Source organism: Nonomuraea sp. B12E4 (assembly GCF_039871825.1).
GTDB lineage: Bacteria > Actinomycetota > Actinomycetes > Streptosporangiales > Streptosporangiaceae > Nonomuraea.
Genome location: NZ_JBDPME010000028.1, coordinates 1 through 24151 on the forward strand (window position 1 = coordinate 1; position 24151 = coordinate 24151).

General features: G+C 70.3%; 24 protein-coding genes. 11 read left to right on the forward strand and 13 right to left on the reverse strand.

The features are described 5' to 3' along the window. The 10 genes from ABGB18_RS39755 to ABGB18_RS39800 form a co-directional block, all read right to left on the reverse strand. Positions 1 to 107: pseudouridine-5'-phosphate glycosidase (locus ABGB18_RS39755; RefSeq protein ID WP_347694877.1), on the reverse strand; the 107-nt coding region annotated here is incomplete at its 3' end. Between the two features lie 19 nt (positions 108 to 126). Next, a complete protein-coding gene (locus ABGB18_RS39760) occupies positions 127 to 3903 on the reverse strand; it encodes an amino acid adenylation domain-containing protein (RefSeq protein ID WP_347700840.1) in 3777 nt (1258 codons plus the stop codon). Continuing rightward, entirely contained in the window at positions 3900 to 4562 is a 663-nt protein-coding gene (upp, locus tag ABGB18_RS39765; RefSeq protein ID WP_347700841.1) for a uracil phosphoribosyltransferase, read from the reverse strand. Before upp ends, ABGB18_RS39760 begins: the two co-directional genes overlap by 4 nt. A gap of 11 nt (positions 4563 to 4573) precedes the next feature. Then, on the reverse strand, positions 4574 to 4813 hold the full coding sequence (locus ABGB18_RS39770; RefSeq protein ID WP_347700842.1) for a hypothetical protein: 240 nt from the start codon (positions 4811 to 4813) through the stop codon (positions 4574 to 4576). Beyond that, positions 4792 to 5253: a DMT family transporter gene (locus tag ABGB18_RS39775; RefSeq protein WP_347700843.1), complete on the reverse strand. Its 462-nt coding sequence runs from the start codon at positions 5251 to 5253 to the stop codon at positions 4792 to 4794. Before ABGB18_RS39775 ends, ABGB18_RS39770 begins: the two co-directional genes overlap by 22 nt. Before the next feature lie 54 nt (positions 5254 to 5307). Next, the gene (locus tag ABGB18_RS39780; protein ID WP_347700844.1) at positions 5308 to 5781 is read right to left on the reverse strand and encodes a DMT family transporter; all 474 of its coding nucleotides are present in this window, start codon (positions 5779 to 5781) and stop codon (positions 5308 to 5310) included. Continuing rightward, entirely contained in the window at positions 5778 to 6467 is a 690-nt protein-coding gene (locus ABGB18_RS39785; RefSeq protein ID WP_347700845.1) for an HAD family hydrolase, read from the reverse strand. The genes ABGB18_RS39780 and ABGB18_RS39785 overlap by 4 nt, the downstream gene beginning before the upstream one ends. A 410-nt stretch (positions 6468 to 6877) precedes the next feature. Beyond that, on the reverse strand, positions 6878 to 7030 hold the full coding sequence (locus ABGB18_RS39790; RefSeq protein WP_347700846.1) for a hypothetical protein: 153 nt from the start codon (positions 7028 to 7030) through the stop codon (positions 6878 to 6880). Between the two features lie 19 nt (positions 7031 to 7049). Then, positions 7050 to 7688: an alpha-ketoglutarate-dependent dioxygenase AlkB gene (locus tag ABGB18_RS39795; protein WP_347700847.1), complete on the reverse strand. Its 639-nt coding sequence runs from the start codon at positions 7686 to 7688 to the stop codon at positions 7050 to 7052. Between the two features lie 35 nt (positions 7689 to 7723). Beyond that, the gene (locus ABGB18_RS39800) at positions 7724 to 8173 is read right to left on the reverse strand and encodes a nitroreductase family deazaflavin-dependent oxidoreductase (protein WP_347700848.1); all 450 of its coding nucleotides are present in this window, start codon (positions 8171 to 8173) and stop codon (positions 7724 to 7726) included. A 431-nt stretch (positions 8174 to 8604) separates the two neighbouring features. Here ABGB18_RS39800 and ABGB18_RS39805 point away from each other — a divergent pair, with 431 nt between their 5' ends. From ABGB18_RS39805 to ABGB18_RS39815, 3 genes are all read left to right on the forward strand, one after another. Then, entirely contained in the window at positions 8605 to 10020 is a 1416-nt protein-coding gene (locus ABGB18_RS39805; protein WP_347700849.1) for an MFS transporter, read from the forward strand. Positions 10021 to 10073: 53 nt separating this feature from the next. Next, positions 10074 to 11138: an alkene reductase gene (locus tag ABGB18_RS39810; protein ID WP_347700850.1), complete on the forward strand. Its 1065-nt coding sequence runs from the start codon at positions 10074 to 10076 to the stop codon at positions 11136 to 11138. 95 nt (positions 11139 to 11233) lie between these two features. Then, entirely contained in the window at positions 11234 to 11851 is a 618-nt protein-coding gene (locus tag ABGB18_RS39815; RefSeq protein ID WP_347700851.1) for a GNAT family N-acetyltransferase, read from the forward strand. On the opposite strand, the gene ABGB18_RS39820 is transcribed toward ABGB18_RS39815, so the two are convergent. Beyond that, a complete protein-coding gene (locus ABGB18_RS39820) occupies positions 11796 to 12488 on the reverse strand; it encodes a methyltransferase domain-containing protein (protein WP_347700852.1) in 693 nt (230 codons plus the stop codon). The two genes, ABGB18_RS39815 and ABGB18_RS39820, sit on opposite strands and share 56 nt — an antisense overlap. 113 nt (positions 12489 to 12601) lie before the next feature. Between ABGB18_RS39820 and ABGB18_RS39825 the strand changes: the two genes are divergently transcribed. Continuing rightward, a complete protein-coding gene (locus ABGB18_RS39825; protein WP_347700853.1) occupies positions 12602 to 13225 on the forward strand; it encodes a TetR/AcrR family transcriptional regulator in 624 nt (207 codons plus the stop codon). Here ABGB18_RS39825 and ABGB18_RS39830 read toward each other — a convergent pair. After that, positions 13173 to 13853 carry a TetR/AcrR family transcriptional regulator gene (locus ABGB18_RS39830; RefSeq protein WP_347700854.1) on the reverse strand — a complete coding sequence of 227 codons (681 nt, stop codon included), beginning with the start codon at positions 13851 to 13853 and terminating at the stop codon, positions 13173 to 13175. The two genes, ABGB18_RS39825 and ABGB18_RS39830, sit on opposite strands and share 53 nt — an antisense overlap. A 72-nt stretch (positions 13854 to 13925) precedes the next feature. Between ABGB18_RS39830 and ABGB18_RS39835 the strand changes: the two genes are divergently transcribed. The 5 genes from ABGB18_RS39835 to ABGB18_RS39855 all read left to right on the forward strand — a co-directional run bounded on the left by ABGB18_RS39835 (position 13926) and on the right by ABGB18_RS39855 (position 19893). Further along, positions 13926 to 14309, forward strand: coding sequence for a nitroreductase family deazaflavin-dependent oxidoreductase (locus ABGB18_RS39835; protein WP_347700855.1), 384 nt, complete (start codon positions 13926 to 13928; stop codon positions 14307 to 14309). A gap of 55 nt (positions 14310 to 14364) precedes the next feature. Next, the gene (locus tag ABGB18_RS39840) at positions 14365 to 14625 is read left to right on the forward strand and encodes a hypothetical protein (protein ID WP_347700856.1); all 261 of its coding nucleotides are present in this window, start codon (positions 14365 to 14367) and stop codon (positions 14623 to 14625) included. A 205-nt stretch (positions 14626 to 14830) separates the two neighbouring features. Further along, complete coding sequence (locus ABGB18_RS39845) at positions 14831 to 15802, forward strand: ABC transporter ATP-binding protein (RefSeq protein ID WP_347700857.1); 972 nt, start codon at positions 14831 to 14833, stop codon at positions 15800 to 15802. Continuing rightward, on the forward strand, positions 15799 to 17154 hold the full coding sequence (locus tag ABGB18_RS39850; protein ID WP_347700858.1) for an ABC transporter permease: 1356 nt from the start codon (positions 15799 to 15801) through the stop codon (positions 17152 to 17154). Before ABGB18_RS39845 ends, ABGB18_RS39850 begins: the two co-directional genes overlap by 4 nt. Positions 17155 to 17157: 3 nt before the next feature. Next, entirely contained in the window at positions 17158 to 19893 is a 2736-nt protein-coding gene (locus tag ABGB18_RS39855; RefSeq protein ID WP_347700859.1) for an alkaline phosphatase family protein, read from the forward strand. 10 nt (positions 19894 to 19903) lie between these two features. Here ABGB18_RS39855 and ABGB18_RS39860 read toward each other — a convergent pair whose 3' ends face one another. Then, positions 19904 to 21982, reverse strand: coding sequence for a SpoIIE family protein phosphatase (locus ABGB18_RS39860; protein ID WP_347700860.1), 2079 nt, complete (start codon positions 21980 to 21982; stop codon positions 19904 to 19906). A 316-nt stretch (positions 21983 to 22298) separates the two neighbouring features. Here ABGB18_RS39860 and ABGB18_RS39865 point away from each other — a divergent pair, with 316 nt between their 5' ends. Together ABGB18_RS39865 and ABGB18_RS39870 are read left to right on the forward strand one after the other, a co-directional pair. After that, on the forward strand, positions 22299 to 23576 hold the full coding sequence (locus tag ABGB18_RS39865; RefSeq protein ID WP_347700861.1) for a glycosyltransferase: 1278 nt from the start codon (positions 22299 to 22301) through the stop codon (positions 23574 to 23576). A gap of 203 nt (positions 23577 to 23779) precedes the next feature. Next, complete coding sequence (locus ABGB18_RS39870) at positions 23780 to 23971, forward strand: hypothetical protein (protein ID WP_347700862.1); 192 nt, start codon at positions 23780 to 23782, stop codon at positions 23969 to 23971. The last annotated feature ends 180 nt before the right edge of the window (positions 23972 to 24151 follow it).

Genomic DNA, 24151 nt, shown 5'->3' on the forward strand with positions numbered 1-24151 from the left:
GTGGCGGCGTTGTCCGGGTAGGGCAGGCCGTGCGTGATGACGTTCGATTCCAGGGCCACCACCGGTCGTCCCTCGGCCAGGGCCTGGGCGACCTCCTCGGCGACCACCAGGGGGATGCCGCTCAACTCACGACTCCTTCATGGTCGCGCGGACGACCCGGGACAGCTCGCCGATGCCGGACTCCTTGAGCGCCCCGTAGTGGTCGGCCACCAGGTCGATCACCTTCCCCTCGATGTCCAGTTGCTGGTCCCCGGTGGCCCTGATGACGGTCACCGGCGCGGCCAGGCCGACGAAGTCGTACGGGAAGGCGTACGTCCTGGCCACCAGGCGGGCGATCCGGCGGATCAGCGGCCGGTCCAGCGCCGGCAGCAACTCGTGCACGAAGCCGGTGAAGCTGTCCTCGTCCGTGGCCTGCTCCAGACAGGCGTCCAGGGTGGGGCCGGAGACCGTGCCGGTGAAGACGGAGTGCAGGATCGTCACGAACTCGGGGTTGGTGAACGACGCCTCGCGCTCCCGGTGTCCGCCCGCCACCCTGGGATTGCCGGGACAGATCAGCACCGCCCCGTCCACCCGCTCGCCGGCCTGTTCGAGCTGCTTGGCCGACTCGAAGGCGACGCGCGCGCCGAAGGAGTACCCCCACAGCGTGTACGGGCCCTCCGGCTGGACCCGCCTGATCTCGGCCACGTCGGCGGCGGCCATCTCCCTGATCGACGGGTAGGGGTCCTCGCCGGGGTTCAGCCCGAACGCCTGGATACCGTAGAACGGCCGGTCGGGCGTGCCGTGGCGGGCCAGCAGGCGCAGGTTCATCGGGTAGCCGCCGAGCCCCGGCCAGCAGAACACCGGCCGCCCCTCCGTGGCGGGTGAGAGGGACACCAGCCGCGAGGACGGCACCGTCCGCCCGCCGTCGATGCGCGCCGCCAGCTCGGTCAGCCTCGGGGACTCGAACAGCACCTGGAACGGCATCCGCGTGCCGTACTCCCGGTTGATCCGGTTGATCAGCGCCATCGCGGTCAGCGAGTTGCCGCCGCTGACGAAGAAGTCGTCCGAGGCCGACACCTTGTCGTACTTCAGCACCTGCCCCCACGCCCCGGCCAGCCACTGCTCGGTCTTGGTCGCGGGTGGCGTGTACGGACCGGCCTGACGCAGCCGGGCCTGGGACCGCAGCGCCGCGGCGTCCACCTTGCCGTTCGCCGTGAGCGGCAGCGCGTTCACGAGCAGCACCCGGTTGGGCACCATGTAGTCGGGCAGCAGCCGGACCAGCTCGTCCTTGATCAGCTCGGCCGGGCCCTTCATGTGCACGGCGTCCTCGCGCATGTCCTCGCCGGCGACCTGCTGGGCGCTGATGCCGCCGCCGAGGGCGAAGTACATCGCCTGCGGGGCGGCCAGTCCCGCGCCCGCCAGGATCTCCTCCACCCGCCGCGCCGCGGGCATCGGGTGGCCGGTCTTCGAGCTGTATCCCGACGACATCAGGCCGATGTCCAGGCCGTTGCGCTGCAGGTGGTGCAGCCGGGCGCCCAGCACCACGTACGCCAGCCACGGCTGGGCGTCCCTGGCCAGCAGGGCGACGCCGAAGGAGGCGCGGTCGTACACCTGCTGGTTGATCGCCACGACGTGCCGGCGCAGCACGAGCTCGTCGGAGACCCGCTCCAGCGCGCCCTCCTGATACCGGTACCAGCCCGCCGGCAGGCCCGGCACGCGGTCGGGGTGCGCCTGCACGAAGACCTCGACGTTCTCGGCGCGGGCCGAGCCGTCGTGGGGCCGGATCTCGAACGTGCCGACGTAGTGGTCGCCGGGCTCGACGTTGAGCCGCTCCTTGACGGAGGCGAGGCGGTCCACCGGCCGGATGTCCAGTCCGAACGCGGGCAGCACGTCCTCGAAGGTGCCCAGCATGTGGCCGGCCTCGAATTCGAGGACCTCGTGCACGTTCTCCTGGTAGACCGGCTGGATCGCCGCCAGCCTGCCGGACAGGTGCACCAGCAGGCGCGCCTCCCCGGGCAGTCGGGCCGGGCCGATGCGGACCAGGGAGTGGTCCACGGGGTGGTAGTAGTACAGCCCCGCCGCCAGGCCGGCCAGCCCCGCGGTCTCGACGTAGAGCTGGGTCGCGTACAGGGCGCCCGGCGAGGCGTAGGAATACTTGGGCAGCAGCCGCTGGTCGCTGCGGAACTGGCCGAACCAGCGCAGGATCCGCCCGAGCTCGTCGAAGCCGAGCTCGTCGAGGTCGCGACTGCCCGTCCCGGCCGGCCCGTTGAGGGCGAGCAGATCCAGCAGGTGCGCGCGGCTGACCGATCCGCCCTCGTAGAACCGGTAGGTCTTGCGGGCGAAGGCCGCCCGCCGCAGCTCGGCCGGCTCCTGCCGGTCCGGCAGCGCCACCGCCTCCAGACCGGCCAGGTCCGGCCGCAGGCCCGCGTCGGAGAGCTGCGCCTTCACCTGCAGCCGGTCGGCCTTGGACATGTGGTGGGCCGACTTGTGGCTCTGGTCCATCAGGGCCGCTTCGCTCTGGTTCAGCTCGGCGCACACCACCAGTTGGGGGGAACGGGTCCGCTCGTCGTTCACCACGACGGCCGCCGCCCGCCGTACCCAGGTGTGCCGCTCGGCGGCTCGGGCCACCTCGCCCAGCTCGATCCGGTGGCCGCGCAGCTTGATCTGGTCGTCCGCGCGGCCGGCGAACTGCAGAGTGCCGTCGGGGTTCCAGTACGCCAGGTCGCCGGTGCGGTAGAGCCGCTGGGTCGGGATGAACGGCGAGGGGATGAACCGCTCCTTCGTCTGCTCGGGCCGGTTCAGGTAGCCCCGGGCGAGCTGGGCGCCGCCGATGTACAGCTCGCCGGTCTCCCCGATGTCCACCGGGGCCAGGTTCTCGTCCAGGACGAAGCAGTGGGTGTTGTCCACCGGGATGCCGATCGGGAGCGATTCGTCGCCGTCACCGGCCCGCGCGGGATTGATCACCTGTGCGGTGGCGTTGATGGTGCACTCGGTGGGCCCGTACAGGTTGATCAGGGAGGCGTCGGGCATCACCGCGAAGAACTCGCGCGCAACCCGCCTGGACAGGGCCTCGCCGCCGGAGAAGACCCTGGTGAGCGCGGAGCAGCGGGGCAGGTCACCGGTGTCGATGAGCGCTTCGAGCAGCGTCGGCACGCACTGGAGCGTGGTGACGTCGTACGCGGTCATGGTCTTGATGAGAGCCTCGGGGTCGCGGTGGCCGCCCGGCGCGGCCGTGACCACCCGGGCGCCGAGGGCCGGCGCCAGGATCTCCCACTGGGCGGCGTCGAAGCTCGCCGGGGTCTTCTGCAGGATCGTGGTGTTCGGGCCGACGTGCCCGCACGTGTGCAGCCAGCGCATCTGGGAGGCGATGCTGTGGTGCTCGATCATCACGCCCTTGGGCCGGCCCGTGCTGCCGGAGGTGTAGATGACGTACGCGAGCGACCGGGGCCACCAGGACTCCTCCTCCAGCCGCCACTCCTCGCCGGTGTCGGCGAGGCTGACGATCCGCGTGCCCGGCGGGGCCAGCGCGGCCAGGTCATGGGCGAGGTACTCCTGGGTGACGACGACGGCGGCGCGGCTGTCCTCGATCATGAAGCGGACGCGGTCACTCGGGTAGTCGGGGGACAGTGGCAGGTAGGCGGCCCCGGCCAGCAGGATCCCCCACACGCCGGTGATCAGGTCGGCCGACGGCTCGGCGTACAGGCCGACGCAGTCGTCCGGGCCGATCGACAGGTCGCGGAGCCGGGTCGCCAGCCGCCCGGCGTCGCGTACGAGCTCACGGTAGGTGAGCTCGCCGCCGGCGCCCGTGACCGCCACGGCGTCGGGCCGGATCTCGGCCTGGTGGAGCAGGAGGTTGGGCAGGCAGGACTTGATGCCGACCGGCGCACGGAGCCCGGCCGGCCCCGCGGAGGTGTTGGTGCTCATCGTGCTCCCGAATCGATGGTGCCGAAGTAGCGGTCTCCGAAGTCCCCGATGCCGGGGACCATGAAGGCGTTCTCGTTCAGCCGCTCCTCGATCGAGGAGACGACGACCTTGACGCGTGGGTGCGCCTTGCTGACGGCGCGGAGGCCCTCGGGCGCGGCGATGAAGTTGATGAGGATGATGTTCTCCTCACGCACGCCGGCCTTGAGCAGTACGTCGATGGCGGCGTTCGCCGACCCGCCGGTGGCCAGCATCGGCTCCAGCAGCAGGACGTGGCTGTCGGCGATGCCGGGGGGCAGGTGCGAGTAGTAGAGGTGGGGGAGTTTGGTCTTCTTGTCGCGCTGGATGAGGATCTTGCCGATGCAGATGCCGGGGAGGAGCTCGCGCAGCTCCGCCTCCATGCTCTCGCCGGCCCTGACCACGGCCACCGCGCAGACGTCCACGGTGTGTCTCAGCCCCCGGTAGGTGGCGCCCACCGGCGTGGTGACGTCGTGCTCGGTGAAAGGGAGCTGGTCGAGCCCGGCTTCCAGGAGGAGGCGGATGATGCGGCGGGAGTGCAGGACGAAGGAGTCGAGCCCGGCGTGCCGGTCGCGGACGACCGTGTGCAGGGCGCGAAGCTGGCGGGTCTGCGGAAGTAGGTGCAGGTTGTGCAGAACTGACATAGCGGGTCCCGTCAGGCGATGGGCGGCTCTTCAAATGAGTGCGGAAGCTCCGGTGTGGTGGTGAACTGGCTCGCGGCGACCCGGTTGATCGAGCGGTGGCCGCTGCGTTCCCACACCCGGCGCAGGACGTAGGCGAGTTCGGGGTTGTGCTCCTCCTCTTCCAGGACGGCCCGGCCGACGACCGCGTCCCAGTCCTGGTGACAGGCACGGTCGTCGAGGAGCCGTTCGATCACTTCTGCGCGGTCGGGCACTTGCGGATCTCCCTCTGCCGGAGACGGGCCGTCAAACGGGGCAGGCTGAGCCCGAGGAGCACGAGCGCCGCACCGGCGAGCCTGATCGGCGCGGGCAACGTGCGTTGCTGGACGCCGTCGATCACCACGGCGGACAGCACCTGCCCGCTGATGACCAGCAGGGAAGCGCTCATCGCGCCCAGCCTGGGGAACACATGGCTGTTGACCGCCACGAACAGCGCGCCGAACACCCCGCCCGCGTAGGCGGCGACGGGCGCGTCCGTGAGGTCAGGCCAGGCCCGCAGAACGAGCAGGACCACGGTCAGGAAGGCGAAGCCCACCACGTGGTTCCACACCGACGCCCTGAACGCGCCCGTCCTGGTGCTGAGCCGGCCGTTGATCGTGCGGCTCGCGCCGATGAGCACGCCGTTGAGCAGCGCGAGGAAGACGAAGAAGAGCACGGGTCACCCTCCGGCGGGGACGCTTCGGGGGCCACTCGTCGAGGGGGCCACTCGTCACGCTCCGCCCAGCACAATGAGCACGCTGCCCGCCAGTACGCTCCCGGCGACCGCGAGATCCGTGCCCGTGACGCGGCGTCTGGGGGTGTGCAGCAGGCCCAGGTGGTCGGCGACGGTGCCGAAGACCACCTGGCCGGTGAGCATCAGGGCGATGGTGCCGGCCAGGGCCAGCTCACTGTTCACCGCGACCGCCGACAGCACGACGACGAGCGCGCCGGGGATGCCGCCGAGGCGGTACCAGAGCGGCGTCCTGCCCTCGTCCTGCGTCCCCGCTGGTTGGCGGGGCGCCGGCCGGCGGCGGGAGAGCGTCAGCACCAGGAGCAGTGCGACCACCGCCCCGAGCCCGTGCGCGGCCCAGGAGGCGTACAGCGCGTCGGTGTGGTGGGCGAGCACGGCGTTGGACTGGGTCATCAGCGTGAGCAGCACGCCGCCCGCGAGCGCGAGCAGCCAGTCGAGGGCGCGTCCGGTCATCCCGCCAGCTCCTCGGGGGCGTTGTGCAGGTTCGTACCGATCAGGGTGACGACCTCGCCGAACGTCCCCGCGAACCAGGTGGGCGCGGCGGCGGCCAGCTCGACCGGGCTCTGGACGCCGTACGTGACCGCGATCGAGCGCATGCCCGCCGCGTGCGCCATGTGGATGTCGTGCACGGTGTCGCCCACCATCACCGCACGCTCCGCCGCGACCCCGAGCGTCCGCAGGACGAGCCGGCCGGACTCGGGATGAGGCTTGGGGTGGGTGACCTGGTCGGCGCCCACCACCAGCTCGAACCGGTCACGCAGCCCGGCCGACCGGAGCAGCGCCTCGGCGCTGGCGTGGAACTTGCTGGTCGCGACGGCGAGCCGGACCCCCAGCGCTCGCAGCTCGTCCAGCCCCTCGACGACCCCGGGGAAGCACAGCTCGGGGGCGCGCGGCAGGATGATCTCCCTGAACAGCCGCTGGTAGTGCCGCACTCCTTCGGTCACCGACTCGTCGTCCGGTGACACGCCGAGCAGCCCGCCGAAGGCCCGTTGGAGCGGCAGCCCGATCGTGGCGCGGACGGCCGCGGCCTCAGGAGCGGTGACCCCCAGCGCGCCGAATGCCGCGGTGAAGGTCTCCACGATTGCTCGAGGGGTGTCGACGAGCGTGCCGTCGAGGTCGAAGACGGTCAGGTGGCGCATGACATCCTCCCCGGCTTCGGATCATTCAAGGAAGTCAGCTCGGATCTTCAAAGTAAGGGCCCATTTGCCGCCAATCAAGTTGGTCATAGTGGTTTTACGGGGAATGCGCACGAGGGAATAAGAGGCATATTCGGTAGGGGAGTGCGGCGATCTCAGCCGGCGGCGCACGGGCCCGCGGCAGGCGCGGACCGGCCGGCCGAGCACCCCGGCGAACTGCGACCTTGTGATCGCCCTCGCCGATCGTCTCGCGTCCCACACCTCCGGGCCCGCGGCCGCCGAAGCCCCAAATGAGCCAATCTGCTCGACTGTTGGTTTGTCATGCAGGCCGTCAAAAGAGCCGCGACCACAACAAATACGGGACCGGTTGGCGCTTCCATTCCGCGGCCCCGCCGAACAGCCGCCGGTCGTGGTCAGGTGGCCGTCCGCCGAGGCACCTCCGTCTCCACGCGAGCGGCCTCCGCGACCGCCGTGGCCGTGCGGACGAAGGCGGCGACGGCCGGCGAGTGCACGTCCTGCGGCCAGACGACGGCCAGCGTGACCGGCGCGCGGGCGGCCGCGAGCACCCCCCCGGTGCCGGCCCGATCAAGGGGCGGGGTCGGCGATGGTGCGGAAGGTGACCGACACCCGCCGTCCGCGCGGGGTACGGCCCGCCGCGCCGGGGTCGCTCTTTCGCGCGGCGATGCTGTGACGCCAGGTGTACCGGGCCGGTCCCGTCATCACGCACAGGCTGCCCGGGGCCAGCGGCACTTCCACCCTGGTGCCCTCGCCGGGGTGGGTGAAGTCCATGACGCAGGCGGAGTTCAGGGAGATCGCGGCGACGACGGGGCCGAAGCAGGGCACGCAGTCGACGTGCGCGCTGATGCCCTGCCCGGGCTGGTATTCATTGACGATGACCTGGTCGGCTTCCGCCTGCATGAATCCTTCGCCGACCAGGCGTACGGCGTGCTGTGCGGCCCATGCCGGGATCGGCGGAGCGGGGGTCGACCGGGCGTCGCTCGCCACGCTTCGGCTGCCGTAGTCGTAGCGGTGGCCGTAGTGCTGCACGCGTCGCCGCAGTTGCGTCGACCACGGGGCGGCGTCGATGGCGGCGAGCAGCCTCGCACAGTCGTCAGGGGCGAGCCAGCCCGGGAGGTAGTGCAGTCCCGGCACCGTCTCCTGGTGCGGCGACGATGGCGGTCGATCATCAGTGTCGAAGGGGAGTTGCTCGAAGGAGTCGGGCATGGCGCAACACTAACGGCGCCCATGCCCTTGATCCGCTAGGCGTTCACCCGATGCAGCACCACCACGGGGATCACCCGGGTGGTCCTGGCCTGGTAGTCGCCGTAGCCAGGGGCCACTTCGACGACCTTCGCGAAGAGCTCGTCGCGCTCCTCCCCGTCCGGGATGGAGGCGATCGCCTCGTACGTCTCGGTGCCGGCCTCGACGGTCACCATGGGGTTCTTCCTGAGGTTGTGATACCAAGCCGGGTGGGTGGGCGCGCCGAACATCGACGCCACCACAAGGGTTCTGCCCTCGATCTCGACCTTGGCCAGCGGGCTCGTCCGCGGCCTGCCGGTCCTGGCGCCGGTGGTGGTCAGCAGGAGCAGTTGTGCTCCTTCGAACATCCCACCGACTCTGCCGTCATTCTCCCGGAACTCCTTGATGACGCTCCGCTGAAAGGCGTTGGCGTCGAAGTCCTTGTACTCGTCGAGCTGTTTCTGGGTCACGCGGTGGTTTCCTTCCTGATCAGGGGATCGGAGGCGGTGGACCACCATGAGCCGGCACAAACGAAAACCCCGCAGGCCGCAACTTGCACTGGAGAAGTACGCAGTACAGAACCCCATGATTCGAGGGGTGCCGTAACGGCGGGAGAGTCGGGAAACGTGCCGGACTCTGTGGTGGCTGAGAAGCCAATACCTCCATGCAGTAGGCCCATACGGGGCGCGCGGCAAGCATAACGCGAAGCGCGTCATTTGTGCAAGGCGGTCCCTGGCCTGGGGACGGGGGCTCAGAGGGCTGATCGCCCGGGCGAGGGCGTGGGGTTGGCCGGAGTTCATGGGCACTCCTTGACGGATTGGTTATGCGCATAACATTATGCGCATAATGAACCTTGCACCAACGACCTCCCAGACTGCCGAGCCGGCAAGGAAGAAGCAGCATGACAAGCATCGAAACCGTAGCTCAGCGGGCCGCTCCCGGCTGGATGATCCTCGCGCTGGCGTGTTCCAGCCAGTTCATGGTGATCCTGGACGCGTCCATCGTTAACGTCGCCCTGCCCTCGATCCGCGGGGAACTCGGCTTCACGCCGACCGGCCTGGCCTGGGTGGTGAACGGCTACCTGCTCACCTTCGCCGGCTTCATGCTGCTGGGCGGTCGCGCCGCCGACCTGTTCGGCCCGCGCCGTACGCTGGTCGCCGGGCTGGTGCTGTTCTCCGCGTCAAGCCTGGCGGGCGGCCTGGCGACCGCTCCGGAGATCCTGGTGGCGGCCCGCGTCGCCCAGGGTGTGGGAGCCGCCATGATGGCCCCCGCGACGCTGGCCGTGATCAACACCTCCTTCACCGAGGCGCACGCGCGTGCCCGGGCGTTCGGCGCCTGGTCCGCCTCGGGCGGTGTGGGCGGGATGGCCGGGGCGGTCGCGGGCGGTGCCCTCACCACCGGTCTCTCGTGGCGGTGGGTCTTCCTCATCAACGTGCCGATCGGCGCGGCGCTGATCGTGGTCGCCCTGCTGTCGGCGACCGGTACGCGGACCGGCCGCCGGGAGTCGCTCGACCTCGCCGGCGCGGTCACGGGAACGGCGGGGCTGGCCGCACTGATCTACGGGGTCATGCAGAGCGCCGACCACGGCTGGACGTCCGTGCGGGTCGTCGGGCCGGCGGTGGCGGGCCTGCTCCTGCTCGGAGTCTTCATCGTGGTGGAGGCACGATTCGCCAGCCGGCCGATGATGCCCCTGCGGCTGTTCCGCGTGCGGGGGGTGGCCGCCGGCAACGGCATGCTGCTGCTGTTCGGCGGGATCGCCATCGCGATGTGGTACTTCACATCGCTTTTCCTGCAGAACGTCCTCGGCTACAGCGCGCTGCAGGCCGGGCTCGGGCAGACGCCCGCGGCGGTGACGTTCGTGGTGATCGCGCGATGGGCCGCCGCCCTGCTGCCACGAACCGGTGCGCGCTCGCTGGTGCTGGCCGGCTGCGCTTGTTTCGTGGCCGGTTTCGGCTGGCTCGCCCAGGCCCACGCGGGCAGCGGCTTCGTCACCGGCGTGCTCGGGCCCACGCTCCTCGTCGCGGTCGGCATCGGGCTGACCTTCCCCACCCTCATGGCCGCGGCGACCGCCGAGGCGCCCGAGGGTGACGCGGGGATCATCGGCGGCCTGGCCAACACCGCCGTCCAGGTGGGCGGGTCGATCGGCCTGGCGGTGCTCGCGACGGCCGCCGGCGCCAGGGCCGCCACGGAGGCCGGCGGGAGCTCCCCGGCCGCCGCCCTCGCCGCCGGCTACGGCCTGGTCTTCCTCATGGCGGCCGGGCTCGGCCTGGCCATCGCGGCGGTCAGCGTGCTGCTGCCGCGACACCGGCACGGCTGACGCCTCCTGCTCCAACCCCTATGTCCTCGTACGACCTCAACGAAGGAACGATCTTGACCAGCGCATTCGACCCGATCACCGTCGGCGGCACCCGACTCGCCAACCGGATAGCGATGGCACCGATGACCCGCAGCCGGGCCCATGGCGGGCTGGTGTCGGAGCTGACAGCGGAGTACTACGCCCAGCGCGCCTCCGCGGGACTGATCATCACCGAAGGCGTCCAGCCGTCGGTGATCGGCCAGGGGTATCCGTTCACCCCCGGCCTGCACACGGCCGAACAGGTCGCCGCCTGGCGCAAAGTGACCGACGCGGTGCATGCCGGGGGCGGAAAGATCTTTGCTCAGCTCCTGCACACCGGCCGGATCGGCCACCCCGTCCTGCTGCCCGACGGCCTGATCCCGGTGGCGCCGTCGCCGGTCGCCGCGCGGGGACAGTTGTTCACCCCCGACGGCATGAAGGACTTCGTCACCCCGCGCGAACTGACGTCCGGCGAGATCGAGCAGACGATCGCCGACCATGCCGACGCCGCGCGCAACGCCATCGAGGCGGGCTTCGACGGGGTGGAGCTGCACGGTGCCAACGGCTACCTGATCCAGCAGTTCCTCGCCCCCAACACCAACCGGCGTACCGACGGGTGGGGCGGCTCGGTCTCGGGGCGCATCCGGTTCGCCGTGGAGGTCGTCGCCGCGGTCGCCGCCGCGATCGGTGGTGACCGTACCGGGCTGCGTCTGTCACCCGGAACGACGAGCAACGACATCCACGAGCCCGAACCGCACCTCGTCTACGAGGCGCTCGTCCAGCGGACAGCCGCCCTGGACCTGGCGTATCTGCACATCATGGAGGCCGGCGACCGGGAGCTGACACGGGCCTTGCGACGGCGGTTCCCCGGCACCCTCATCCTCAACCCGCACTCCGGCGACCGCCCGACCGGTCCCGGAGAGCTCGCGCTGATCGACGACGGGACCGCGGACGTGATCGCTTTCGGGCGGCTCTTCCTCGCTAACCCCGACCTGCCCCGCCGCCTGGCGACCGGCTCGGCGCTCAACACCCCGGACCCGGCCACCTTCTACGGCGGCGATGCGACCGGCTACACCGACTACCCGGCGCTGCCCGCCTGACCGGCCGCCGGTCGGCCCTTGGCCCCGGTTGATCGGTTCGGGTGAAGGGAAGACATACTTGTTCTCCGTTTTGCCCCCTATGGATGGAGACTGCATTGGCTGCACTGGTTCCGCCGGTCATCGCCTCCGGCTCGTTGAGCAAGGTCCCGCAGCCCGTCCTGGCGGCGGAGCCGGACCTCGTGTTGCGGCCCTGGACCCGGGCGGACGCTCCCATGATCGTGGACGCCTTCAGCGACCCGGCCGTACGGCACTGGTCCCTCCGCAGCGTTGACTCGGTCGCCGAGGCGGAGCAGCTCATCGACGGTTACGCCCAGGGCTGGCAGGCCGAGTCCAGCGCGACCTGGGCGGTGGTGACGCTCGCGGGCGAGGTGCTCGGCAGGGTCGCCTTGCGCGCCGTCGACCTGGAGATGGGCCAGGGCGAGGTGGCCTACTGGATGCGGCCCGCCGCACGCGGGCGGGGTGCGGCCACCGCCGGGGTCCGGGCGCTCAACGCCTGGGCCTTCGAGGCGGGGTTCCACCGGCTGTGGCTGATTCACTCGACCAGGAACGAGGTGTCCTGCCGGGTCGCGCAGAAGGTCGGGTTCATGCCGGAGGGCACCGAGCGCAGCTCCATCCGGCACACCGACGGCTGGCATGACATGCACGTACACGCCTTGATCAACCCGTCCTCGGAGGTCGGTCCCGCTCCGCGGGTCGGCCAGGCGCCGGTGTGATCGCGCGGACGTAGTACAGCAGGTGCGGCAACTCCCCCTCGGACTCCACCTGGAACCCGGCATCGGGGATCATGCTGCCCAGCAGGTCACGGGGGTCGTGCCGCATGGCGGGGCCGGAGAGCAGGCCGATGAGGTGCCGGGCGAGGTGGTTGGCCGGCGGGCGGAATTCGGCCACGAGCAGTCGCCCGCCCGGCCGCAGCACCCGGAACATCTGCCGCAGCGCCTCGGCTCTGGCCTCCCGTGGGATGTGGTGGATGGCGAGGCTGGAGGTCACCAGGTCGAAGGAGCCGTCGGGGAAGGGCAGGTCCTGGGCCTCCCCGACGACGTACGCGCAGTTCGCCGGAGCCCGCCGGGTGGCGTGGTCGATCATCGCGGGTGACAGGTCGAGGCCGGTGACGTGGCCGCTGGGGGTGACCACGGGGGAGAGGATCCGGCTGAGATAGCCGGTGCCGCAGCCCACGTCCAGGACCCGATCGCCGGCTCGTGGGCGTGCGGCGGCGGCCAGGCGGGTGAAGGCGGTGCGCCGGCCGCCGAGATAGGCGATCGAGGCGAACACCTCGTAGGCCCGCGGCCGGTCGATGGTGCCCCCGCCGTCGGCGTGCTCGTGATGCCCGTGCAGCAGCTTCCCCAGACCCATGGCGGTCCTCCGATTCCGAACGAGGTGTTCATTTAGGAATCATGCGTTCATAATGAGGGGCGGTCAACGAGCAGATCGGTCGTGGTGTGCCGTACCGAACAGGGGGCGGGGAATTGTCCGGAGACCGGCGGGTGCGGCGCACGCGGCGGCTGATCCAGGAGGCGCTGGTGGCGCTGATCCTGGAGAAGGGCTACGACGCGGTGACCGTCACCGACGTCATCGACCGCGCGGATGTGGGCCGGTCCACGTTCTACGCCCACTTCACCGACAAACAGGACGTGCTGTTCAGCAACATCGAGCAACTGACGTTCCTGCATCCCGCGCCGGCGGAGGGGGCGGGGGAGTTGTTCGCGTTCAGCCGGCCGATGTTCGAGCATGTGCGGGAGCAGGAGCGGCTGGTCCGGGCGCTGATGGGCAGGCACAGTGGCGGGCTGGTGCACGCGCGGGGCGAGCGGTTGCTCGCCGCCGTCGTCAGGAGCGAGCTGGTGGCGGCGGGTGGCCGCGAGTCGGCCTCGCTCGACCTGCTGGTGATCTGTGTGGTGGGTGCGTTCATGGGCCTGCTGCGGGCCTGGGTGGACGGTGAGACCACCGCCACACCCGCCGAGCTGGACGCCGCGTTCCGCGCGGCCGTCATGCCCGGAGTACGGGCGGCGCTGCCGGGGACGTTCTCACCCGTCGAGGGCGCTAATTCCGGCGGGCTTCGAGCGCGTCCAGGATCAGGTCCAGGCCGTAGCTGAACTCGCTCTGGTGGTCGTAGCCCGGCCGCAGAGCGTGGTCGACGATTATCTCGGTGAGGTACGGCAACTCCCCTGCCCGGATGTGATCGAGGATGGTGCCGCTCACCTCCTCGACGTCGTCCCGCGTCTTCAGCGGCAGGTTCGCCTCCTGGAGGACGAATCCGCCGATGTAGCTGTCGAGGAGCGAGACGGCGTGCGCGGCCATCGGCAGGGTGAACCCCGCTCTCCGCAGGACGCCGAGGACGGCGTCGTGGTGGCGTAGCGTGGCCGGCCCCGGGTTGCGGCGGGAGTCCATGAGGGCGAGCGCCCAGTTGTGCCGCGACAGGACCGCACGTGCGGAGCAGGCGCGGGCCCGGATCGCCTCGCGCCAGTCGTCGTGGTCGGCACCGGGTAGCTTGATCGCCGCGAACACCATGTCGACCACGCCGTCGAGGATCGCGTCCTTGTTCGGTACGTGGTGGTAGAGCGACATCGCCTCCACGCCCAGCTCCTGCGCCACCCGTCGCATCGTGATCGCCGCCACGCCGCCGCGATCGGCGACTCGGATCGCGGCCTCCAGCACGAGACCTCTGCTGAGCGGTTGCGGTGGTGGGGTCACGACGGCTCCGGGGTGTGAACGGGTTGACAACCTTACGAGCGTAAGTCAGCCTTACAAGCGTAAGTCACCTTACTGGTGTAAGTCTTCCTGAAGGAGATCCCGATGCCGATGCCGTTATGGTGGGGACACGTGAACAAGAGGGTGTTCAACCCGCTCGCGGTCAAGGGCGGGAAGTGGCCGGTGCTGATTCACGTCGGTCGCGTTTCCGGCGCGACGTACCGCACCCCGCTCGACGCGCATCCTGTCGACGGCGGCTACCTGTTCATCCTGGTGTACGGCTCGCGCTCGGACTGGGTGCGGAACGTCCTGGCCGCCCACGGTGCCCGGCTCCGGGTCGACGGGAAGGAGGTGGAGCTCACCGCCCCACGCCTCGTCGGGAAACAGGAGGCGTTCCAGGCCCTCCCCGCCGAGGTGGCCCGCCCGCCTAAGCTGCTCCGCATCACCGAGTTCCTGCGGATGGACCTGGTCGCGGGCGGCGGGTCTTAACGGTGGTCCGCGCGGAGATACGTGAGGCGGCGCCTCGTCAGGGCACACGTCCAGCATGAGCGAGCCTCAGATCCACAGTCGCCTCGTGTGGCTGAGCAGCCCCGAGAGCTTCCCGCTGGACTTCCACGCCACCGTGTCCGGGCGAACCCCGGAAGAGATCAGGAGTCTGGCGCTCGCCGAGGCCCGGGCCTTCTACGGTCCGACATTGGAGGGCACCGGCGTTCACGTGCTGAGCACCCGCGTCGAGCCGGACCCGGACGCGGAGAAGCCCGGCTACTACCGGGCGACCATCGTCTTCCGTCAGGTGACCGACTGACGGGCGAGGCCACGGAGGCTGCTGCCGCTGTGCCGCGGCACTCCAGGTCGAGCGCGGTTTTGGCGGGTTAAGTGAGGTTATCGACCGGTCGGGTGGCCTAACGGGGGCTTTATGCCATTTGCCAAACGTTCGACTGGGGTCCTCTTCAACGAAAACCTAGATCTCTAAGTTCCCTTGGTTGGAGATCAAATCAAGGGAGATCGGCATGGAGAGGCCCCCGGCGGTCCGGGCTCGCGGCATCACGAAGTCCTTCGGCGAGGTGATCGCACTCGACGAAGTCGACCTCGACGTGACGAGCGGGCAGGTCCACGGCCTGGTCGGCCCGAACGGCGCAGGCAAGACGACACTCCTCGGGCTGCTGCTGGGCCTGGCGGTCGCGGACAGCGGCCGGCTTGAGATCCTGGGTACGACGGTCGGCCGAACGCTCTCCGTGCCCGACGGCGTCGCGGGCTTCGTGGACGGCCCCGGGCTCTATCCCTCCCTCACCGCGCGGCAGAACCTCGCGGCGCTGGCCTTGCTGCGCCGGTACGACGACGGTCCCACCGCCGACGTCGAGCACGCGCTGGAGCAGGTCGGGCTCACCGAAGTCGCCGACGACCGGGTCCGGGGCTTCTCGCTGGGCATGCGCCAGCGGCTCGGGCTGGCCGCCGCGCTGCTCACCACACCGCGACTGCTCATCCTCGACGAGCCGGCCAACGGCCTGGACCCGGCCGGCAAGCGCCACGTGCACCGTGTCATCAGCGGACTCGCCGCGAACGGGACCGCGGTGGTCCTGTCCAGCCACCGGATGGACGACCTCGCCGCGCTCTGCTCCGAGGTCACCATCCTGGCCACCGGACGGGTCGTCTTCACCGGGCCGCTGAGCAAGCTCGCCGCCGAGAGCGGCGAGCTCGACTACCGGCTGGTCACCTCCGACCCGGCCGCCGCCCACCGGCTGGCGTCGGAGACGCCCGGGCTCCGCGTGGTGCACGACAGCGAGCCCGGTCAGCGGGTGGAGGCCGACATCGTCGTACGCGGGCCGGTGCAGGCCCTCGACGAGCTGGTCGTACGACTCGTACAAGCCGGGGTGGCACCCCGGGAGCTGGGGCCGGTGGTGACGCCGCTCGAAGCCGCGTTCCTGGCGCTGACCGGCACCGAAGCCGCGCCCGCCGAGACCGACCAGGAGAACTCCCGATGACCATGACCGCCACCCCGCCCCAGGCCGCGGCCCGGCCGGCACCCTTCACCCACGGCTACCGGTTCGAGCTGGTCAAGCTGCTCTCCCAGTGGCGGATCCGCCTGCTGCTGCTCGCCTGCTGGATCGCCCCCGCGCTCTTCGTGGCCGCGGTGAGCCTGCAGACCTCGCTGCCCTCCGACACGGTCTTCGGCCGCTGGATGAACTCGACCGGCTGGGCGGGCTCGCTGGTCGTGCTGGACTTCTCCTGCACCTGGGCGCTCCCGCTGCTGACGGCGCTGGTCGCGGGCGACGTCTTCGCCGTGGAGGACCGGCTGGGCACCTGGCGCCACCTTCTCGTGGCGGTCCGCTCCCCGCAGCGGATCTTCGCGGCGAAGGCCCTCGCCAGCCTCACCGTGATTTTGCTGCTGGTGGTCGGGCTGGCCGCGTCGAGCATCGTGGGCGGCCTGGTCGCGGTCGGCAACGAGCCGCTCGTCGGCCTGGACGGCCATCTCCTCGCCCCGGCGGACGCGGCCGGGACCGTCCTGCTCGCGTGGGTCAGCGCGCTGGCGCCGACGCTGGCGTTCGCCGCGGTCGGCCTGCTCGGCTCGATCGCCCTCGGCCGCTCCCCGATGGGCCTGCTGATGCCCGCCCTGCTCGCCCTGGTGCTGCAGCTCGTCCAGCTCCTCCCGCTGCCGGTGGCCGTGCAACTGGGCCTGCCGAGCCACGCCTTCCTCGCCTGGCGCGGGCTCTTCACCGGCCCGGCGCAGACGGGTCCGCTCCTCATCGGCTTCGTGGTGAGCCTCGCCTGGGCGGTCCTCGCCACCGCGCTGGCGTACCGGATCTTCCTGCGCCGCGACTTCACCGACCTGACCTTCGACGGGTCGGGCCGGCAGATCCTCGTGGCGGCGGTCGTACCGCTGGCCGTGCTGGTCGCCCTCAGCGTCGGCGTGATCGCCGGCGCGACCCCGGCCACGGGCTCGGGGATCGAGCGGGCGAAGCTGCAGGACTCGCTCGCCACCGTGTACGGCCACCTCTACCGGCTGCAGACGCGGGAGCTCCACCGCCCCGACGTCACCGAGGCCCAACTGCAGGCCACCGCGTCCTGCGACAAGGGCGGCTCCCGGGTGCTCGACGAGGGAGCGGGCAACGACTGGCGCTGTGTCGTGTCCTGGCACCTCCCCGGCGCGACCGCCGTGGGCAACGCCATCTACCAGCTCGACGTCACCGCGGACGGGCGGTACGTCGCCGATGGAGACGGCCCGAAGGAGGTCAACGGCTACTTCCAGGTGCGCACCCCTGCCGGGGACGCGCCGAACCCTCTGTGGCAGTTCGACGGGAACGTCGACCTGCTCGCAAGCACCCCGAAGGAATAGAAAGTGCACGTCACGCGTCAACGCGTCAGCAAGGCCCGTAACGGGCTCACCGGCCGCCGGGCTCGCCTCCTGGCGGCGGCCACCGCCGTTCTCGTCGTCGCCGGCGGGGGCATCGCGTACGCCTCCACCGATGTGTTCGGCAACGAACAGGTCGGCCAGACCACCGAGAAGGGCCTGGTCGTATCCAGCGACCAGTACATCAGCCCGATCGGCGAGCGCCTCGTCATCGACAACGGCAAGATCATGTCGTCCACGGTCAGCCCGGACGGCAAGCACGTCGCGGCCGCCATCACCGACGGCGGGATGGCGCTGGCCATCGTCGACCTGCAGAGCTGGAAGGTGCAGCAGCTCGTCGGCAGCAACGCGGCGGCTGACCTGCGCATCAGCGGCAACGACGTGGGCCAGGAGGGCCCGACGTACTCGCCGGACGGTTCGCAGCTCTGGCTCGGCCAGGCCAACGGCTACACCAGGTTCACCGTGAACCCGGACGGTACCCTCGCCAACCCGACGGCCGTCGCCATCGCCAAGCAGGGCACCAAGCAGGCCCTGGTGGGCGAGGCGGTGTTCACCTCCGACGGCAAGACCGTCTACTCCGCCGTCAACGGCCAGAACCGCGTCGTCGCCATCGACGCGGCCACCGGGACCATCCAGCAGAGCTGGGACGTGGGCAACGCCCCGCGCGACCTGGTCCTGGTCGGGAACAAGCTCTACGTCAGCAACGAGGGCGGCCGCCCGGCGCGGCCCGGCGACACCACGATCAACTCCTACGGCACCCAGGTGCCGGCCGACCCGGTCACCGGCGCCACCACCACCGGCACGGTCAGCGTCATCGACGTGGCGAACCCGGCCACCGCCCCCACGAGCATCGACGTCGGCCTCCACCCGACCGCCCTGTACGCCAAGGACGGGGCGCTGTTCGTCACCAACACCGCCACCAACGACGTGTCGGTCATCGACACCTCCAGCGACAAGGTCGTCCAGACCATCGCCACCCAGCCGTGGCCGCAGTCTTCGGTGGGCTACGAGCCCGACGCGGTGACGCTCACCGACGACGGTCACCTGCTGGTGACGCTCGGCCGCGCCAACGCGGTCGCCGTCTACCGGTATACGACCCCGCAGGAGCCGGTCAGCTACCTCGGCCTGCTCCCGACGGACTACTTCCCCGCGGAGATCACCACCGTCGGCGATCAGGTGCTGGTCTCCAACACCCGGGGCATCGACGCCCTCCGCCCCACCAACAGCGCCGGGCACGGCACCCACGACACGACGTCGAGCCTGCAGCGGTTCACGCTGCCGGACGACAAGGAGATCGCCAAGTCCACGGCCACGGTCTTCGCGCAGAACGGCTGGGGCAAGAACGACGTCAAGGTGGCTGAGGGCAACAAGCAGAAGGCCGAGCCGGTCCCGAAGCGCCTCGGCGACCCGTCGACGATCAAGCACGTCTTCCTGATCGTCAAGGAGAACCGGACCTACGACCAGATCCTCGGTGACGACCCGCGGGGCAACGGCGACCCGTCGCTGGCCCAGTACGGCGAGAACGTGACGCCGAACCAGCACGCGCTGGCCCGCCAGTTCGGGCTGTTCGACAACACGTACGACATCGGCACCAACTCCGCCGAGGGCCACAACTGGCTCATGCAGGCCGACAACCCCGAGTACACCGAGTCCAGCGCCGGCGAGTACCTGCGCAGCTACGACACCGAGGACGACGCCCTCGGCCACCAGCGGACCGGCTTCATCTGGACCGGCGCGCAGGCCGCGGGCAAGTCCGTGCGGAACTTCGGCGAGTTCCACCAGTTCCTGACCAAGCCGTCCGGCGCGACCTGGCAGAACCTGTACTGCGACACCAAGAACATGGAGTCGACCGGGCAGGACACCGCCTACACTCTGAACTCCTCCTCGCCGATCCCGTCGCTCAACGACGTGTCGGTGCACGGCTTCCCGAAGTTCGACACCAGCGTCCCGGACATCTACCGGTACGAGATCTGGAAGCGTGACTTCGAGGCCAACGGGCCGGCGAACCTGAACATGTTCTGGCTCTCCAGCGACCACACCGGTGGCCCGGTCAACGGGGCCGCCCAGGTCGCCGACAACGACCTGGCCGTCGGCAAGATCGTCGACAAGATCTCGCACAGCGAGTACTGGAAGGACTCCGCGATCTTCGTGGTCGAGGACGACTCCCAGGCCGGTCTCGACCACGTCGACGGCCACCGTGCCCCGATCCAGATCATCAGCCCCTGGGCCAAGCACGGCACCGTTGACAGCCACTACTACACGCAGATCACCATGATCCGCACCATCGAGCAGATCCTCGGGATCAAGCCGATGAACCAGAAGGACAGCGCCGCCAGCCCGATGGCCGCGGCCTTCACCAACAAGCCCGACAACACGCCGTTCACCTTCCTGCCGAACCGCACCTCCCTGACCATGGGCCTGCCGACCCCGCCCGCCTGCGGTGCCGACACCCCGGCACCGGTGGACCCGGACGCCGCGGCCCCGCCGAAGGCGGAGGTGCCGGCCGACAAGAAGGACGTCGCGGAGAAGTGGGAGACCTGGAAGTCGCAGCAGCACTTCACCGGGCCCACCGCCAGGGCCGACTCCGCCAGCCCCGAGCAGCTCAACCGCTTCTCGTGGTACGAGGCGCACGACTGGCGGAAGCCCTACCCGGGTGAGGACAAGATCTACGAGCCGGACCAGGTGCCGGGCGCCTTCATCAGGTCGTCGGACACCGACGGCTGACGCGGCGCGATCACGTGGAGGGGTCCTGGCCGCCGGCCGGGGCCCCTGCCCGTGTCCCGCTGCCGGGCAGGCGTACGGCGATCATGGCGATGTCGTCCTTGCGTGCCATGGGCAGCCGGAGCAGCTTGTCGCAGAACGTGTCGAGGGGCTCGCGGGCCAGCGCGGCGGCGCCGCGGCGGAGCCGTTCCAGCCCCACGTCGAGGTGCTCTCTCGGCACCTCCACCAAGCCGTCGGTGTAGAGCAGCAGCGTGCTGCGTGACGGGAGCACCGCGACGGCGCTGCTCCGCGGCAGGTCGTAGGCCGCGCCCAGGATGGGGTTGACGGCTTCCTCCAGGAAGCGCGCCTCGCCCTCGTGTGTGACGAGCAGGGGCGGCGGGTGACCGGCCACCGAGTAGCGAAGCGACCAGACGCCGCTGTCCAGGTCTTCCAGGCGGGCGAGGATGCAGGTCGCCGTGCTTTCGCCGTTCAGCAGTTCGGTGGCGATGTTCAGCCGGCGCAGGATGTCGCCGGGAGGTTCCCGGCGGTCCATCGCCAGCCCTCTGAGCATGTTGCGGAGCTGGCTCATCGTCACCGCCGCCGCCAGGTCGTGCCCGGCCACGTCACCGATCGTCAGCACTGTGGAGCCGTCCGGCAGCATGAAGGAGTCGTACCAGTCGCCGCCGATCTCCACCGACGTGGCGCTCGCCCGGTAGCGGGCGGTGATCTCCAGTCCCGGCACCTGCGGCGGATCCGGGAGCAGGTAGTTCTGCAGGGCCAGGGCCACACGCTGGGTGCGCTGGAACCGCATCGCGTTGCTGAGATGGACATGCGCGTGATCCAGCATCCGCCCCAGCATGTCTACATCGGCCGTGCTGAGCGGCTCGCGGTCCCCGCAGACCACGGCGTGCACGATCGCTGCCACCGTGCCGTCCACGATCACCGGAACCAGGGCCAGGCTGTTGGCCTCCGCGGCGACCGCCCACTCCTCGCCGCCCGGTGGTATACCGCCCGGCGGCGGTTTTCCCTTGGGGAAGACCCGGCGGATCGGCCGACGGGTCCGGATCGCCGTGGTGAAATCGCAGTCGGCGTCGATCACCTGCGGGCCCACCGCCGGCGGGGTTCCCAGACGCGCGAAGCTGACGAGGCGCTCGGCGACGAAGGGCAGCGGGACGGACTCGTCCTCGAACTGGGGCAGCACGAAGATGGCGCAGCCATCGGCCAGGGCGGGCACGATCACGTCGATCAGCGTGCGCAGCACCTCGTCCAGGCTCCCGAGGTCGGCGGTGGCCGCGGCGGCCTGGTCGAGCAGCCTCCTGCGGTGTTCCTCCTGCCACTCCTGCTCGACGTCGGAGAAGGCGCCGACCCACTCGACCACCTTGCCGCCCTCGACGATGGGTACGGCGCGTGCGTGGACATGCCGGTAGGTACCGTCGGGGGTCTTCAGGCGGTAGACCTTGTCCCAGTGGCCCAGCCGCTCGACCACTTTGAGCCACTTGGCCAGGGTGGGCCCGCGGTCGTCGGGGTGCAGGGCGTCCAGCCAGCCGTTGCCGCGATACTCCTCCCAGGGTTGCCCGGTGAACCGCTGCCAGCCCGGGCTCGGCTCGATCACCTCTCCTTGGGGATCGGACACCCAGATCGCCTGCTTCTCAAGCTGGATCAGGCTCTGGTAGCGCTGCAGGAACCGGTGCCGCTCCTCAGCGATGGGGCCGCTCAGGCGGTTGGCCTCGACCTGGCCGGTGACCTCCAGGGCCATGATCATCACGCCGTCCTCGCCGTCCGCGAGTGAGATCTTCGACACGCTGGCCGAGGTGTATCGCTCCTGTCCGGCCAGGGGATGATCGAGGTACTCGAACGGGATCTCCTTCAGGCTGACGGCCTCACCCGTGTCCCTGACCTGGTCGAGCAGTGCGAAGTACCCCTTCTGGGAGATGTCGTGAAAGGTGTCTCTGGCCGGGGCTCCGATCGGGCGCTCGCCGACGATCTCCTGGTAGGCGTAGTTCATGTAGATCAGCCGGTGGTCGGCGCCGCTGAACACCGCCACACCCACCGGGGCGGGATCGAAGACGCCCAGTGGCAGGTCACTGGCCCTTCTCGCGTCCTCGTCCGTCATCTGTGCCCTTCCGCCGGCCACCATCGGCGCAGGAGCGATCGCCACGGTTGCCCGATTTATGCATGCATGTCATGTTTTATCCCTAATGTGAGTGACACTAACCCATATGTAACGACCTGGAGTCGGCCGGAAGGGCTGGGCCCGCCGGGATGAGTGACCGCCAGGCACTTGATCGCTTGTGAGCGGACACCAATAGGCTTGTCGCGGCTAGTAATTTCAGTATAGATTGAAATTGCTAGCTACAACGGAAGCTGGAATCGTTGGGCGGTCGTGTGGCGCCCAGCCGAGGGTCCAGTCCAGAAGGCATGGGAACGACATGCAAGTTGTCATCATCACCAGCGGCTCGCGTGGCGACGTGGCGCCCTTCACCGGCCTGGGATCGCGGTTGGTCGCGGCGGGACACACCGTCGCGATCGCCACGCAGGAGGCGTTCGCCGACTCGGTGCGTGACGCCGGATGTGAGTATCGGTGGATCCCGGGCGACACTCGCGAGCTCCTCGGGTCCGAGCAGGGACGGGAGTGGCAGGAGCAGGGGACCGGGAGGCTCGGCGGCATGCGTACCAACATCAGGTTGGGCATGCGGTTGCTGGAGGAGATGGGCGAGGGCGTCCTGGCCGCCGCTGAGGGCGCGGAGGTCCTGCTGGTGCAGCGGACCGGCATGTGGCACGGGTATCTCGTGGCCAGGGCGATGGGCATCCCCGGCATCGCGCTGGAGCTCTTCCCCAGCGTGCCGACGGCGGACTTCGCCCTGCCGTCGTTCGACGTCCGCGCCTTCGGCCGGTGGGGCAACCGGAACATTCCCCGATTCGCCATGTGGGCCAGCAGCCGGATCAGGACGCCGCTGGACCGGCCGATCAAGGAGTTCCAGCGGCGACTCGGCGTGCCCGTCAGCGGGCTGGGCGCGGTCAGGCTGCGGATGCTCCATGACCGCGACTGGCCGATCTACCACGGGTACAGCCCGGCGGCCCTGCCCCGGCCGGCCGACTGGCGGCCCGGCGTGGAGGTCGTCGGCAACTGGTGGCCGCCGTACCCGGATGGCTGGCGGCCGCCGGCGGAGCTGGCGAGCTTCCTGGAGGCCGGCCCGCCGCCGGTGTTCGTCGGGTTCGGCAGTATCACCGGTAGCGCCGGGCAGCGCCTCGCGGAGACCGTGTCGGCGGCGCTGCGCGCGGCCAAGGTCCGGGCGGTGGTCCAGGCGGGCTGGTCGAACCTGGCGGCGACCGGCGACGATGTGATCACCATCGGGGACGCGCCGCACGAGTGGCTGTTCCCGCGGATGGCCGCGGTGGTGCACCACGCCGGCGCGGGCACGACCGCGGCCGGGCTGCGCGCGGGCACGCCTGCCATCCCGGTGCCGGTGCTCGGTGACCAGCCGTTCTGGTCGGAGCGGCTGGCCAAGCTGGGCGTGAGCCCGGGCTGGACACCGATGGGGAGGCTGACGGCCGAGCGGCTGGCCGCCCTGATCCGGCAGGCGGTGACAGATCCCGCCTATCGGCGCCGCGCCACGCAGCTCGCCGACCGTGTCCGCCGGGAGGACGGCTCCGGTTACGTCGTCCGGGCGCTGGAGCGCATCGAGCGCGGTCCGCGGGCCAGGTAGCGGATCGGACGCATGCGGGCGTACGGGGAAACCCGCCGCCGGCTGCGGCGCTGTCCATCCCGCTCGTCACGGCTACCGGCCAGCACCGCGACCTGCTGATGGCGGCCGAGGCGAAGGCCTGCACGCCGAGCCCGGCCATGAGCGTGAGCTGGGTGTGCCCGACGGGTGACTCGCCGGCGTAGTTCTGCCAGCTCGTGTTGGTGGTGAAGCTGACCGCGGTGTGCAGGGCCAGGTCCCAGGGCATGCCCTGGTGGCCGATGTTCCAGGGCAGCGCGCCCTGGAACATCAGCAGGCCGAACAGCGCCACGACGCTGATCAGGGAGAAGGCCAGCAGGGCGCGGAGATACTGGCGCCAGTCCTGCTCGGCGTCGGGGTCGACGCCGCAGAGCCGGTAGAGCACGCGCTCGGCCCTGAGGTGCCGGCCGCCGTCCAGCGCCTTGGCCATGTAGTCGCCGAGCGGGACGTGCACGACCAGCAGGACTGTCAGGATGAACAACGCTTGGGCGAGCATGGACGGGCCTCATGGTTGAGATGCGCGGGTATGCGCTAAACATGAAATTCCCGCAGCTCAGAGG